The organism is Nonomuraea sp. B12E4 (genome assembly GCF_039871825.1).
Lineage (GTDB): Bacteria > Actinomycetota > Actinomycetes > Streptosporangiales > Streptosporangiaceae > Nonomuraea.
Genome location: NZ_JBDPME010000014.1, coordinates 154,465 through 168,545, shown reverse-complemented (window position 1 = coordinate 168,545; position 14,081 = coordinate 154,465). Strand labels below are relative to the sequence as shown.

General features: G+C 70.4%; 13 protein-coding genes. 5 read left to right on the top strand and 8 right to left on the bottom strand.

What is annotated here, in order from left to right; genetic code table 11:
• Window positions 1-161 precede the first annotated feature (161 nt).
• A complete protein-coding gene (locus ABGB18_RS28945; protein WP_347698780.1) occupies window positions 162-2,504 on the top strand; it encodes a hypothetical protein in 2,343 nt (780 codons plus the stop codon).
• Window positions 2,505-2,602: 98 nt separating this feature from the next.
• Here the strand turns inward: ABGB18_RS28945 and ABGB18_RS28940 are convergent, their stop codons facing one another.
• Genes ABGB18_RS28940 through ABGB18_RS28920 form a run of 5 tightly spaced genes read right to left on the bottom strand, consistent with a single transcriptional unit; the run spans window position 2,603 to window position 7,073 of the window.
• Entirely contained in the window at window positions 2,603-3,310 is a 708-nt protein-coding gene (locus ABGB18_RS28940) for an ABC transporter ATP-binding protein (RefSeq protein ID WP_347698779.1), read from the bottom strand.
• Window positions 3,303-4,070, bottom strand: coding sequence for an ABC transporter ATP-binding protein (locus ABGB18_RS28935; RefSeq protein WP_347698778.1), 768 nt, complete (start codon window positions 4,068-4,070; stop codon window positions 3,303-3,305). Before ABGB18_RS28935 ends, ABGB18_RS28940 begins: the two co-directional genes overlap by 8 nt.
• Window positions 4,067-5,044 carry a branched-chain amino acid ABC transporter permease gene (locus ABGB18_RS28930; protein WP_347698777.1) on the bottom strand — a complete coding sequence of 326 codons (978 nt, stop codon included), beginning with the start codon at window positions 5,042-5,044 and terminating at the stop codon, window positions 4,067-4,069. Before ABGB18_RS28930 ends, ABGB18_RS28935 begins: the two co-directional genes overlap by 4 nt.
• Window positions 5,041-5,934, bottom strand: coding sequence for a branched-chain amino acid ABC transporter permease (locus ABGB18_RS28925; protein WP_347698776.1), 894 nt, complete (start codon window positions 5,932-5,934; stop codon window positions 5,041-5,043). Before ABGB18_RS28925 ends, ABGB18_RS28930 begins: the two co-directional genes overlap by 4 nt.
• The gene (locus tag ABGB18_RS28920; protein WP_347698775.1) at window positions 5,931-7,073 is read right to left on the bottom strand and encodes a branched-chain amino acid ABC transporter substrate-binding protein; all 1,143 of its coding nucleotides are present in this window, start codon (window positions 7,071-7,073) and stop codon (window positions 5,931-5,933) included. Before ABGB18_RS28920 ends, ABGB18_RS28925 begins: the two co-directional genes overlap by 4 nt.
• Window positions 7,074-7,352: 279 nt before the next feature.
• Here ABGB18_RS28920 and ABGB18_RS28915 point away from each other — a divergent pair, with 279 nt between their 5' ends.
• Window positions 7,353-7,826: a hypothetical protein gene (locus ABGB18_RS28915; RefSeq protein ID WP_347698774.1), complete on the top strand. Its 474-nt coding sequence runs from the start codon at window positions 7,353-7,355 to the stop codon at window positions 7,824-7,826.
• Between the two features lie 54 nt (window positions 7,827-7,880).
• Here ABGB18_RS28915 and ABGB18_RS28910 read toward each other — a convergent pair whose 3' ends face one another.
• The 3 genes from ABGB18_RS28910 to ABGB18_RS28900 form a co-directional block, all read right to left on the bottom strand.
• On the bottom strand, window positions 7,881-8,219 hold the full coding sequence (locus ABGB18_RS28910) for a DUF2809 domain-containing protein (RefSeq protein ID WP_347698773.1): 339 nt from the start codon (window positions 8,217-8,219) through the stop codon (window positions 7,881-7,883).
• 293 nt (window positions 8,220-8,512) lie between these two features.
• Window positions 8,513-9,205: a hypothetical protein gene (locus tag ABGB18_RS28905; protein WP_347698772.1), complete on the bottom strand. Its 693-nt coding sequence runs from the start codon at window positions 9,203-9,205 to the stop codon at window positions 8,513-8,515.
• 34 nt (window positions 9,206-9,239) lie between these two features.
• The gene (locus ABGB18_RS28900) at window positions 9,240-11,768 is read right to left on the bottom strand and encodes a hypothetical protein (protein WP_347698771.1); all 2,529 of its coding nucleotides are present in this window, start codon (window positions 11,766-11,768) and stop codon (window positions 9,240-9,242) included.
• A gap of 234 nt (window positions 11,769-12,002) precedes the next feature.
• Between ABGB18_RS28900 and ABGB18_RS28895 the strand changes: the two genes are divergently transcribed.
• From ABGB18_RS28895 to ABGB18_RS28885, 3 genes are read left to right on the top strand one after another with little or no spacing between them, the layout of a single operon-like run.
• A complete protein-coding gene (locus tag ABGB18_RS28895; RefSeq protein WP_347698770.1) occupies window positions 12,003-12,254 on the top strand; it encodes a hypothetical protein in 252 nt (83 codons plus the stop codon).
• 45 nt (window positions 12,255-12,299) lie between these two features.
• Window positions 12,300-13,064, top strand: coding sequence for a trypsin-like peptidase domain-containing protein (locus ABGB18_RS28890; RefSeq protein ID WP_347698769.1), 765 nt, complete (start codon window positions 12,300-12,302; stop codon window positions 13,062-13,064).
• Window positions 13,065-13,089: 25 nt separating this feature from the next.
• Window positions 13,090-14,079, top strand: coding sequence for a MoxR family ATPase (locus ABGB18_RS28885; protein WP_347698768.1), 990 nt, complete (start codon window positions 13,090-13,092; stop codon window positions 14,077-14,079).
• Window positions 14,080-14,081 lie beyond the last annotated feature (2 nt).

Sequence of the window (14,081 nt, the reverse complement as noted above, 5' to 3'; positions counted from 1 at the left end):
ATAGGGGGCATCTTGACGGACTAAAAAGGAGTGTCGGTGGAAGTATGAGATGTCCGGACTGCGGGGCGATGTTGTCCGGAGCCGGGCCTCGGGAGTCGGAGTCCAGGTGCCCAGGGTGTGCGCTGCCTCTGCGAGGGCCCGTCGCGCACGAGCTCTGGCAGGTGGACCAGGCTCTCGACGGGCTGAGGGCGCAACAGGCGCGGCTGCAGGCCCGCCGCACGGAGCTGATCGGCATCCTGCGTGCCGGTGCGGCGGGGCATGGTGCGGCGGGGCATGGTGCGGCGGGGCATGGTGCGGCGGGTGTGGCCGGGCATGGTGCGGTGGGGCATGGGGCGGCGGGCGGGCTCGGAGCTCCGGGGCCCGGGGGCCCGATGCGGGAGGTCTCTTCGGGGGCCGCGAAGAACGTTCTGCTCATCCTTGGTGGCCTGCTGCTGACGGTGGCGGCGGTGGTGTTCACCGTGGTGAGCTGGGGGCGCCTGGGCATCGGCGGGCGCGCGGTGGTGCTGGGTGTGTTCACCGCGCTGGTCATGCTGGCGCCGGTCGTGCTGATCCGGCGGAGGCTCTCCGCGACGGCCGAGACCGTGGCCGGGTTCGCGGTCGTGCTGTTGCTGCTCGACGGCTACGCGGCCAGGCTGGTGGGATTCGCCGGGGTCGATGCTCTTGACGCGCTGGACTATACGGCGGGGGTGCTCGGGCTCACCGCGGCCATCCTGGCGGTCTATGCCCGGATCACCCGGCTTCGCGGGCCCGCGCCGGTCGCCGTGGTGCTGGCGCAGCCGATCCTGCCGCTGCTGGCCGGCGACTGGTCGGTGCTGGTGGCCACGCTGGTGGCCACGGCGACGCTGGACGTCGCCCTGGTCCGCTACGGCCGGGGAGCGGTGAGGGTGACGGCCGCCCTGGCAGGTGGCGGGGTCGCGAGCCTGGCCCTGCTGGTCGGCGCGCCGTACGCGCTGGGGTCTTCGTCCGTCGATCAGGCCCTGGTCAGGTCGGCCCCGCTGGTCGCGCTGGCTCTGCTCGGCGGGTTCGTGACCTGGCGGCTGGCCAGGCAGGGCAGGGCTGAGAGGGCGAGCTGGGCCGCCGGGGTCGCCGTCGGGACCGCGCTCACACTGATCGCCGTGCCGGCCGCGCTGGTGCAGCCGGCGCTGGACGGCCCGGGCACGGACTGGCGTGCCCTGGCCTACCTCATCCCCGCGCTCGTGGTGGCGCTCGCCGCCGCCCGGCTGCCCTGGCGGAGGGTTGGGCCGGCGGGCATGGCCACCGGCGGCGTGGTGGCGCTGGTGACCACGCTGACGCTGCTGCCCCGGCTCGTGCCCACCCTGGTGTCACCGCTCGTCTGGCTGGACGTGCTCTGGACGGGCACGTGGAACGGACGGCCCTGGCAGCCGTTCGAGAGGGTGTCGCCGGCGGACGTGGTGGTGCTGGGCACGGTGGCGGCCGCCCTCCTGGCGGCGGCGGTCGTGCGCGGCACCGGCGGGCGGCCGATGAGGGTGACGGCGGTCGGTGCGTTGGTGGCCGGGGTGCTCATGGTCGCGGTCGCGCCCCAAGCCTTCGCGGCGCCCTACCCGGTCGCCGTGGCGGTGCAGGCGGTGCCGGCCGTCGCGCTGGCGGTGGCCGCCACACTGAGCCGGGCGCCCTGGTGGGCGACGGCATGCGCGATCGCCGCAGGTCCGGCCTCGGTACGGGCGGCGGCGTACGCGTTCGGCAGCGAGCCCGCGACGCTGACCATGCTGCCGATCCTGGCGGCGGCCGCCACCGCCATGGCGCTGGTGGCCAGGCAGAAGGACCTCCGGGTGTGGGGACTGGGCTCCGCGGCGCTGTTCCTCGGGCTGGAGGCGGTGGCCGCGGGCTTCGCGCTGGGCCTGCGCGTCCTGGTGGCGATGAGCGTGGGATTCGCCGTGGCCGGGGTGCTGGTGCTGCTCATGTCGCTGTGGGCGGATTCGGCCCGCCGCGGCGGCGTGAACCCGCTGTGGGCGGGTTCGATCCGTCGGGGCGGCGTGAACGGCCTCAGGTACGCCGGCGCCGCCCTGCTGTTGCTGGCCTCCTGGTTGCGGCTGGGGGCGGACGAGGTCACGGTCGTCGAGGCGTACACGGTGCCGTGCTCGCTGGTCCTGCTGGGAGTGGGCTGGTGGCGGCGGCGCGGCACGCCGGTCTCGTCCTGGGCCGCCTATGGCGCGGGCCTTTCCTTCACGATGCTGCCCAGCCTCGTGGCGGCCTACTCGGACGCGGACTGGCGACGGTCGCTGGCGCTCGGGGTGCTGGCGCTGGTGGTGCTGTTCGCCGGGATCCGGTTCCGGCTCCAGGCGCCGACGGCGATCGGAGCCGTCGTGGTCGCCGGGGTGGCGGTGCGGGAACTGGCCCCGTACGTGTCGGAGATGCTCCTCACGGTGCCGCGCTGGGTGCCGATCGCCGTGGGCGGGCTGCTGCTCGTGGTGGTCGGGGCGACGTACGAGGCCCGCATGCGGGACCTGCGCCGGCTGCGTGACACAGTGACGTCGATGGGTTGACGTTCCTTACGACGCTCATGCCAGTCCCGGGCCCCCGGCGACACGCCAAGGCGAAGTTCGCGCACACGAGTGGGGGCGACGCCGGCCGTCGCCCCCGATCATGCGCCTCCCAGGTACGCCTCCACCACACGGGGGTCGGCGCGCAGCGAGTCCGCCGTGCCCGACAGTGTGCCCTGGCCGCTCTCCAGCACGTACCCCCGGTGGGCGATCTTCAGGGCGGCGGTGGCGTTCTGCTCCACCAGCAGCACGGCGGTGCCCGAGGCGTTGATGTCGGCGATCAGGTCCATCACCTGGGCGACGACCAACGGCGCCAGGCCCATCGACGGCTCGTCGAGCAGCAGCAGGCGGGGACCCGTCACCAAGGCGCGGCCGATGGCGAGCAGCTGCTGCTCGCCGCCCGACAGCGTGCCGCCCTGCTGGGCGCGGCGCTCGGCCAGGCGAGGCAGCAGGTCGAACACGCGGTCGGTGCGCTTCTTGAGCTCCGCCTGGTCACGTACGAGGTAGCCGCCGAGCAGCAGGTTCTCGTGCACGGTCAGCGTGCTGAAGATCCTGCGGCCTTCGGGGCAGTGGACGAGCCCACGACTGGTGATCTTGTGCGCGGGAAGGCCGGTGATGTCCTCGCCCTCGACGAGGACCTGGCCGCCGCTGGGTCGTACCAGGCCCGAGATCGCCGACAGCGTGGTCGTCTTGCCGGCGCCGTTGTTGCCGAGCAGGGCGACGATCTCGCCCGCGCCGACGGTCAGCGACAGGCCGCGCACCGCGTGCACGCTGTCGTAGCGGACGTCGAGGTCGCTGATCTCAAGCATGGGTGTCGCTCCCCAGGTAGGCCTCGATCACGGCGGGGTCGCGGCGTACCTCTTCCGGGCGGCCGTCGGCGATCTCCTTGCCGAAGTTGAGCACCACGATGCGCTCGGAAACCTGCATGACCAGCCCCATGTCGTGCTCGATCAGCACGATCGCGATGCCGAGGTCACGGATGCGCCTGATCAGGTCGAGCATCTCGGCCTTCTCGGCGTGGTTGAGCCCCGCGGCGGGCTCGTCGAGCAGCAGCAGGCGCGGCTTGCCGGCCAGCGCGCGGGCGATCTCGACGCGGCGCTGCTCGCCGTAGGGGAGGTTGCGGGCGGCCGAGTAGCGATCCCCGCGCAGGCCGACGAAATCGAGCCAGTGGCCGGCCGCCTCGGTGCACTCGCGCTCGGTGCGGCGGTAACGCGGGGTGTGCAGCAGCGCGTCGAAGACGCTCTGCTTGAGCCACAGGTGGCTGCCGGCGCGGACGTTGTCGAGCACGGACAGCTCGCCGAACAACCGCAGATTCTGGAACGTACGGCTGATGCCGGCCGCGGCGACGGCCGAGGGCCGCATGCCCAGCAGGGAGCGCCCGTCGAAGGTGATCGCGCCGGCTGCCGGCCGGTAGAAGCCGGTCACGCAGTTGAAGGCGGAGGTCTTGCCCGCGCCGTTCGGGCCGATGACCGAGACGATCTCCGCCTCGTTCACCGAGATGCTGAGGCCGTCGATGGCCAGCAGGCCGCCGAAGGCCAGGCGCAGATCGCTCACCTGGAGGAGCGTCACTTGAGGGCCTCCTTCGAGCGGGCGGGCCACAGACCCTGCGGCCTGACGAGCATCACGATGATCAGCAGCACGCCGAAGATGAAGAACCGGTAGTCGGCCGCGCCGCGCAGCAGCTCGGGCAGCAGGCTGATGACGATCGCGCCGAGCACGACGCCGGGCACCGAGCCCATGCCGCCGAGCACCACGGCCATCAGGACGAGCGCCGACTGCAGGAAGGTGAAGCTGTTGGGCGAGATGGCCGACAACTGGCCGGCGAACAGCACGCCCGCCAGCCCGCCCCACACCGCGCCCGCGACGTAGGCGGCCAGCTTGACCCGGTAGGTGTGCACGCCGGTGGCCTCGGCGGCGTCCTCGTCCTCCCGGACGAAGCGCATCGCCCTGCCCAGGCGCGATCTGCCCAGCCGGGAGGCGCCGATGATCGCGATCGCGACGATCGCCACGGTGATGTAGTAGAAGGCCGCCGCGTTGTCGATCAGGCTGGGGATGCCGTAGATGCCGGAAGGGCCGCCCGTCACGGACAGGTTGTTGGCGGTGATCCGGATGATCTCGCCGAATCCCAGCGTCACGATGGCCAGGTAGTCGCTGCGCAGGCGCAGCGTCGGCGCGCCGATGACGATGCCCGCGATGACCGTGACGACGATGACGGCGGGTACGGTCGCCAGCAGCGGCAGGTCGAAGCTGGTCGACAGGATACCGCTGGTGTAGGCGCCGACCGCGAAGAAGGCCGCGTAGCCGAGGTCGAGCAGGCCGGTGTAGCCGACCACGATGTTCAGGCCGGAGGCCAGCATCGCGAAGATCGCCGCGCTGGTCATGATGCTCAGCGTGTAGGTGCTGGCGTTCACGAACGGCACGAGCAGCGCGATCAGCAGTCCCGCCAGGCCGGCCCAGCGGTTGTCGAACAGCTTCGACAGCCAGGTCCTGGGGGCCTTGGCACCGAGTCGGCGAGGGGCTTCGGAGGCTTCGGTCTCGTTCACACCCGCTCCGTCACACGTTCGCCGAGCAGACCCGTCGGTCTCACGGTCAGGAACAGGATCAGCACCCCGAAGGCGAAGACGTCCCGCCACTCACCGCCCAGCCAGTAGGTGCCGAAGGACTCCAGCAGGCCGAGCACCAGGCCGCCGAGCATGGTGCCCGGGATGTTGCCGATGCCGCCGATGACCGCCGCAGTGAAGGCCTTCAGCCCGATGAGGAAGCCCATCAGGAAGTCGATCTTCCCGTAGTACGCGCCCGCCATCACGCCGGCGGCGCCCGCCAGGGCGGAGCCCAGGAAGAAGGTCCTGGAGATCACGGCGTTGACGTCGATGCCCATGAGCGAGCTGGTGCGCGGATCGAGGGCGATCGCTCTCATGGCCCTGCCCTCGCGGGTCTTCGTGACCAGCAGGTTGAGGCCGATCATGAGCACGACGGCGACGCCGATGAGCACGAGCTGCTGCACGGCGATCCTGGCGCCGAGCACCTCGATCGACGTGCCGCTGAGCCTTACCGGGTAGACCCTCGGGTCGGGGCCGGCGACGGCGCGCATGCCGTACTCGATGGCGAACGACGCGCCGACCGCGGTGATGAGCAGCGACAGGCGGGGAGCCGCGCGGAGCGGGCGGTAGGCCACCCGCTCCAGGACCACTCCCGCCAGGCCGGTGCTGACCATGGTCAGCAGCAGCACCGCCAGCAGGACGGGCAGCGTCATCGCGGCGGAGACCCCGCCCAGCGCGGACAGGACGGCGAAACCGCTGAACGCGCCGAGCATGTAGAGGTCGCCGTGGGCGAAGTTGAGCAGCTTGATGATGCCGTAGACCATGCTGTAGCCCAGCGCCACCAGAGCGTAGAACGAGCCGACGAACAGGCCGTTCCAGACGAGCTGCGTCATGACAGGGCGTCCTGCAGGCCGAACTTTCCGCCCTTCCACACCAGGATCTGGAAACCTCCGGTGGAAAGCGTGTGCTCGGGCGTGAACTTCAGCGGGCCGGAGAACATCTTGAACCCGTTGATCCCTTCCAGGGCCGAGATGACCTTGGCGCCGTCCGTGCCGCCCGCCTTGGTGATCGCCTCGGCGGCCAGCCGCACGGCGTCGTAAGCCTGGTTGGAGTAGGGGCCAGGGGCCGAGCCGAACTTCTTGGTGTAGGCGTCGATCCAGCCCTTGGCCTCGGGCAGTGTGTCGGGGATCGGGGTCATGGTGGCGAAGACGCCCTCGGCGTCGGGGCCGGCGATCTCGCCCAGCTTGGGGGAGACCGAGCCGTCGGCGACCATGATCGAGCCCTTGTACCCGGCCTGGCGGAGCTGCCTGATGACCAACCCGCCTTCCTGGAAGTAGCCCGTCCAGTAGACGAAGTCGGGCTTCTTCTCGAGGACGTTGTGGATGTTGGCGCTGTAGTCGCTCTCCTTGGGGGTGACCGCTTCGGTGATGACCGCCTTGGCGCCCAGCAGCGGCTGGGTGCGGACCGCGATGTCCTTGGAGTAGCTGGTGTTGTCGTGCATGAGGGCGACCTTGGTGGCGCCCTGCTTGGCGATCCACTTGCTGGCCGCCTCGGCCTGCTGGGTGCCGGTGCCGTTGATCAGAAAGACGTTCTTGAGCTTCTGGTCGACCAGCTCCTGCGAGTTCGCGGCAGGGATGATCACGGGTACGTTCGCCTTGCCGAACACCGGCAGCGTGGGCAGCGTGGCGCCGGAGCAGTAACCTCCGACGGACACCTCGATACCCTCGGTGACCACCTTGTTGGCGGCGGCGACGGCCGTCTGGGGGTCACAGGCGTCGTCGGCGGCCTTGAGCTCCAACTGGCGGCCGAGGACACCGCCCTTGGCGTTGATCTCGTCGATGGCCAGTTGGGCGGCGTTGGTCATGTAGGGGCCGATCGCGGCTTCGCTGCCCGACTGAGGGACCAACATGCCCAGGCGGATGGGGCCCTTGGCCTCCGGCTGGGCATCGCCTCCATCGCCAAGGAGGCCCTGTCCGCAACCCGCCAGCATCATTGCGGCCACGGCCAGGGAGACGACGTGCGGCTTGCGCATGAGACTCTCCTCACATGAGTGATATGTGACATCACACCGATGCATGGAGTAGGAGGTCAAGCCCCGAGATCAGACCGTTAACGTCCACATACAGGTAGAACGTCACTTTACGCCCGATTGGGCCGCGTCCGAGGTCGTGCTGTGTGACATACGAACATTCCGCGATCCGCGTCCTATTTCCGGCACCCGGAGCGGGGCACCGGTTCGGCCCGGCCGTCGCCGGGATCTTCGACGTCAGCTCGTCCGCGCCATAGCCAAGCGGCGGGCGTCGCCGACGGGGTGCTCTACAACCACTTCGCCGGCAAGGAGGAGCTGCTGGCGCTCGCCCTGCGCGCACACGTCCGCGCGGTGGGACGGAACTTGGGCGAGCTGCCCAGCCCCGGCCACGGTTCCGTCCGGGAGAACCTGCGGGCCCACATCGCGTACGGCCTCGCGTTCCACAAGGCGGTGCAGCCGGCGCTCGCCGGGCTGATCTCCCAGCCGAAGGTCCTCGCCGCGTTCGTCGCGGTCGGTGTGCCCGGCGAGGATTGGCGCGATCAGCTCCGCGGATACCTGCACGCCGAGGTCGAGCTGGGCCGGCTCGCGCCCGACGCCAAGGTGGACGCGACCGCGGCGATGATCGTCGGAGTCTGTCACGAGGTGGTCCTGGCCCGGCTCCCGCACAACGCCGCAGCCCCTCGGGAACCGTCCGACGAGTTCGTCGATGACCTGGTCAGCGCCGTACTGGAGGGCATCGGCCAGACGCGGACGTGATCCGGCACGCGGGTGCGGCATGAGGGCGGCAGCGGCTGAGGATCCGCTACGGTGTCATCCGGCCCTTCGCAGCCAGAGCGTGTGCGCGGCCCAGGCCGTCGCGGCGCCCACCGCGTACCAGAAGAGGTCGGGCGGGTTGAACGTGCTGCCCAGCAGCGGTCGCAGCACGGCCGGGATCTCGCCGAGCTGGGCGAACTCGATCGCCCAGCTCGCCCCGGCCGCCAGCACCGCCGCCACCCAGGGCCGCACCCTGGGCAGGACCAGCGCCACGAGCGTGTAGATCAGCACGGTGTAGAGGGCGTCGCCCGCGTACTTCGGCACGGGGCCGTCGAACAACGCGCGCACCCCCAACCCGGCGGCGACCGTCAGGACGGCTGCGATGAGAACGGGCATGCGGGACACGAGATCACGTTAGCGCCAGGAACGCGAGGCGGGTCCCGTCACTGCCGGCCGACGCTGTCGGCGAGGTGCTTCCGCAACACCAGCGGCGGGCGGGACGCCAGCAGGACCAGGCAACGGGTTCCCCGCGGCGCTCGCCGTGGCCGCCGTCCGCCCCGGTGTCCCGGTGGTCGCCTTCGCGGGCGACGGCTGCTGCCCGATGAGCGGCAGCGAGCCGGCGACGGCCGTTCAGCCGCCGGCGCACCCGGGTCCGGCCGTCATCGAGCTCCGTACGGACCCGGCACTGATCACCCCCGGCCGGCGGCTGGAGACGCCGACGGCATAGGCGTGTGCTGTTCCGAGAGCGCCGCCTTGACACGGTCGGGGGTGAAGGGCAGGGTGCGGAGCCGCTTCCCGGTGGCCGCGAAGATCGCGTTCGCGATCGCCCCCGCCATGGTGCCGATCGTCGGCTCGCCGGCGCCCAGCGGGGGCTGGTCCGGGTGGTCGATCAGGATGGTCTCGATCACCGGGACCTCGTTGAACCGCACGACCTCGTACTGCGGCCCGGGGTTGAACGAGCTCGACTGCCAGACCAGCGAGGTGACGCGGTCGTCGGTGTAGGAGACCTCCTCCTTGAGGGTGCGGCTGACGCCCTGCACGACGTTGCCCTCGATCTGGTTGCGCAGGCCGTCGGGGTTGATGATGAGGAGGTGCGACCAGGCGGTGATGCCGTCGGGGCCCACGGCGCCGCGCATGTCATGAGCCTGGGCTCCGCCGAGGGGCTCCCAGCCGTGCTCGTCCTGCCGGGTCCACTGCACGCGCACCGGCTTGCCGGCGGCCTGGGACAACACGGCGGCGTCCGCGGCGCAGTCGTCGGCGCCGTTGTGGCCGTAGCAGCCGGTCGCCTCGACGTAGGTCGCGATCGCACGTGGGCCTGGGTTTAAGGGCTGCGCTTGGTCCTGCAGGCCGAGACGGTGCCGGACTTCTGACGTCTCGTCCATGACGCGGCGGCAGGAGCCCGGTGCCGGGGACGCGTCACTCGGGCGCCGCTTCGCAGATGGCCGCTTCGGCGGTGGGCCGGCAGACCCGGATCGCCTGGATCGGCTGGTCCGACTCGACGGTCATGAGCCACACCTCGCGGCCCTGCGCGTCGTGGTCGGTGGCATGGGCGGAGAAGGACACCCTGCCGGTCGCGCCGTCGAACACCTCGCCGCGCAGGTTGTAACGCACGCCGCTGCGGATGTCGACGGTGCCGCTCTGCGTGCGGTAGGCGTTGAACGCGATCGCGACGGCCTGGGCCGCGTCATAGCCGAACGCGGCGTGCGCGAAGGAAAAGGATGACTTCGGGCCGGCCCATTGCTGCAAGGTCTTCTGGCCCTGGTTGAGAAAATTGTCGCGGACGTCGGTCAACGACACGAAGGACATGGTCACATTGTGCTTGTTCGCGCTGGCTCGCACGTCGTTGGCGACGGACCCGGTGACGTCGTCCGATGCGAGCAGCCTGACCCCCCGCTTTTCACATGAGGCACCCCATGCGCCCTTGAGGGTGCTCAGGAAGTCGGCCCTGCCCGTGTAGTAGATCACCTTCGCGCCCGACACGCAGGCCTCCCCCACCGCCGCTTCGAGTGAGGCGTCATCGGTGAAACCGTGCTCCGTCTTCTCCCCTCCGTACTCCCTCCAGAACAGATCCTTCAGGTCCTGGCTGTAGAGCTCACCTGGCTGCTGCTGCCAGACGACGGCCACCTTGGGCCTTCTGCCCACTTCCGCGGTGAGCCCGAGTGTGTCGAGCCAGTGGACGGTGGCCTTGATCTGCAGGCTGTCCACGACGGCCAGCCGGAACAGGTAGGCCGACCGTCGGCCCCCCACCACATTCGCGATCTTGTCGACCGTGCTGACCGTGCTGACCATGGGGACGTTCGCCTTCGTCAGCACCCCCACCGCCTGCCTGACCTCCTCTCGGCTCCAGGCGAACCCCACGGCGGCCGCCAGCGACGAGTCCTCCCGCGCGCGCTCCGCGATGCCGGTGGCCGCGAGTCCGGCGCTGATGAAGTCCTGGCCGGTGTTGGCGAACACGACCTTCATCTTCCAGTCGGATCTGCTCTTGTTGTAGCTGTCCTGGACGGCGCCGATCCCGGTGAGCTCGCCCGCCACCGCCGTCATCTGCCCGTCCTTGAATCTCGCGCCGGGCTGCGTCGTCAGCGGGCCCAGGTAGGCGACCGTGAACACCTTCGAGCCGAACGGAATCGCGTCGTTCTGCTCTTTTATCCGGTTCGCCACCGGTAGGACGAGCGGGTGCGGTGCCATCTTGTCCAGCGGGCCCAGGCCCACGCACTGTCCGGCCACCTCCCGCAGATCGGTACCGCAACCCACCGTGGCCGCCAACGTGGCCGTTATCGGCGCGCCTATCAGCAGCAACACCACCGCCCAGAAGGCCAGGGGGCGTACGGGGAACAAGCTCGCGGGCCTGTCGGTCCCCGGTGGCAGGTCGTCCGTCTCCAGCCTGATCACGAGGTACGGGCTCGGTTTGACCCGGCGCATGGTTTCCCGCCATCTGGCGTAGAGCTGGACCGGACCCGCCGCCGGGCCGTTGGTGCCGAATTCGGCGCGATGCCCGGCCGGCGGCTCCGACGTGGAGACGACCAGCAGCAGGGGGCCCCGCTGCCCCGTGCTGACCCTGACCTCGTCCACCAGCTCCACGAACCGGCGTTCCTGCGTGCCGGGGTCGGCTTTCTTGATCCCCACCACGGGATAGGTGTGGCGGCCCCAGCCCGGCCAGGGAATCACGCGGCGCCGGTAGGCCTGGCGGAGGTCCTCCAGCAGCGCGGTGACCATCAGCCGTTCGGCTTCCTCGCGTCGCTCGGCCTCGGGCCGCTCAGGAGCGGCGAAGCGCATCGCATAAGCGATGAGGTCTTCGCCCTCCTGACGCCTCAGAAAGGGTGCCCGGCGAAACCAGCGGTAGAAGATCAGGCCGCGTATCAACAGCGTGGCGTGCAGCAGGGCGCCGATGACGGCCACCGCCGGGCTGGCCAGCCAGAGCACCAGGCTGATGCCGTCCATGAGGGTTTGCAGCCCGAAGGCGGCCAGCCCGGAGGCCGGTAGCCAGGTGGTCATGGTCCTGGCCACGTAGTCGACCCAGCGCCGCAGCGCCGCCCCGTCCGCCACCTCCTTCCTCCGCCATTCGGTCAGGGACTGCCGGTAGGCGTTGCGGACGACGACAGGGTTCGGTAATCCCTTGGCCTGGTGAACGTCGAGGTTGCGCGCGCCCCAGGCCCAAAGGACGAATCGGGTCAGCGGGAAGCGGGGAGGCGGGAGCAGGGTGCCCCTTTCCCAGTGCGCCAGCAGTCCTTCGGCACCCGTCAGCCGCTCCACGATCGCCGTGACGTCGGTGGTGCCGGCGGCTTCCGCGTTGATCTCCGCGTGCGGCGCCCGCCGGTGGAAGTGCCTCGCCGTCTCGACCGCCTGGTCGGCCAGTTGGGCGGCACCGGTGAAGACCAGGATCGGCCCCCCGCCTTCCCTGGCCAGGAGCAGGGGACGGCGTACGGCCTTCTCGATCACTTGGTACACAGGGCTGTATGGCATGCGTGATCAAGCCTCCGGACTGATGTTCGCGCGTCCCCGTACACGATCCAATAGGTCGAGCGTACGTCGGTCGTCGCGCCGGCCGGCCTGCTTCATCGGTTTTCCGCCTTTGGGGCTTGCTTCAGGCCGGTGCACACCAGTCGGCCACCGCATTCCTGGCCGCTCATGACAGGCGGTGGCATGCCGACATCGCGGTGAGCGGCGCCGCAGCCGTAACACGTGCTGTTCCCGCACACGTTCCACGAGAACAACTTCTGGGAGCTCACGGTCCCGGTGAAGCTGAAGGAGGGGGACAACACGGTCCGGTTCTCCAGCGGGGAACTGCCGAACTTCGACGGTGAGACGTACGCGTCGGGGACGTTCCCGGGGGTGCCGCTGCGCTCCCAGTACGCCCCCGGTGATCGACCGGATCGCGATCGCGCGTCACAGCCGCTGACCACGTCCGTGTTGCGGTTCTCAGCGACTTCTTAGGCGGACTTTCTAGCACTTTCCGCTGATTTTTATGAATATGGGTCGGTGGAGCACGTGCCGCAGGAGGCCGGTGCGGCCGAGGCTCGGGGAGCCGTGGCCGGGCGGGCTCGGTGGTTGGTCGTCGGGGGCGGCGCACTCGTCGTCGTGGCGATGCTGGCGTACTGGCTGGGAAGCGCCGCCGGCGGCGGCGAAGCCGCGCCCCGGCCGAGTGCGACGCCGACGCCCAGTGCGACCCTCGCGACGACGGAGGTCTTCGAGAAGGTCGGGCCGTCGGTGGCGGTCATCCAGGCCGGGCGGTCGCTCGGGACCGGGGTGATCGCGGCCGAGGACGGGTCGATCCTGACGGCGAACCATGTCGTCAAAGGCACCGAGGACGTCACCGTGACGTTCGCCGACGGCACCAAGTCGAAGGCCGTCGTCGTGTCGTCGGATCCCCGGCGCGACGTCGCGGTGCTCAAGCCCGCGAAGCTGCCGGAGATCGTCGTCCCGGCGACGCTCGGCGGCGGCGCGGCCGTGGGCGCGCCCGTCGTGGCGATCGGCAATCCGCTGGGCCTGACCTACAGCGTCTCCACCGGCGTCGTGTCGGGCCTGGACCGGACGACCGAGGACGGTGACCTGAGCGGGCTCATCCAGTTCGACGCCTCCGTCAACCCGGGCAGTTCCGGCGGTCCCCTCCTGGACGCCCGCGGCCTGCTCATCGGGATCGTCATCTCGATCGCCGACCCGGGAGGCGACGAGGCGTTCGCCGGCATCGCGTTCGCGGTGCCGATCGGCGTGGCCCTGGGAAACGAAGAGGGCCCGTCGATCTGACCGAAGCGTCACGAAAAGGAAGCCCATGACCTCGATCAACTCCTCCGAGTCGGCCCATCCGCTCGAACACGTGCTGTTCGAGGTCAAGCGCACGATCGTCGGGCAGGACATCCTGCTGGAGCGCATGGCCGTCGCACTGATCGCCGACGGGCACCTGCTCGTCGAGGGCGTGCCGGGCCTGGCCAAGACGCTCGCGGTGAGGTCGCTGGCCGCCGCGATCGCCGGGAGTTTCCAGCGCGTCCAGTTCACCCCCGACCTGGTGCCCGCCGACCTGGTGGGCACGCGGGTCTACCACCAGCACTCCGGGGAGTTCCGTACGGAGCTCGGCCCGGTGTTCGCCAACCTGCTGCTCGCCGACGAGATCAACCGCGCCCCCGCCAAGGTGCAGAGCGCCCTGCTGGAGGTGATGCAGGAGCATCAGGTGACGATCGGCCGGGAGACGTTCCGGGTGCCCGAGCCGTTCCTGGTCATGGCCACGGAGAACCCGATCGAGTCGGAGGGCACGTACCCGCTGCCGGAGGCGCAGGTCGACCGGTTCATGATGAAGGTGGTCGTCGACTATCCGACGCAGGCCGAGGAGCAGGCCATCGTCGGACGGGCACTGCGTCCGCCCGAGCCGCCGCAGCCGAAGGTGACGGCCGAGGACCTGATCACGATGCGCGCCCGTGCTCAGGAGGTGTACGTCGATCCGGCCATCGTCGACTACGCGGTACGGCTGGTCGCCGTGACGCGGTCCCCCGCGACGGCCGGGCTCGGCGAGCTGGAACGGTATGTCACCCACGGGGCGAGCCCGCGGGCGTCCATCGCGCTCGTCACGGGTGCCCGGGCGCTGGCGTTCCTGCGCGGCCGCGGCTACGTTTTACCGCACGACCTGACCGAACTCGCGCTCGACGTGCTGCGCCACCGCCTCGTACTGTCCTACGAGGCCCTCGCGGACGACGTCGACGCCGACACGATCATCACCAGAGTGCTCGGGGCCGTCCGGGCACCCGACGTCGTCCTGCAGAACCGCTGAGC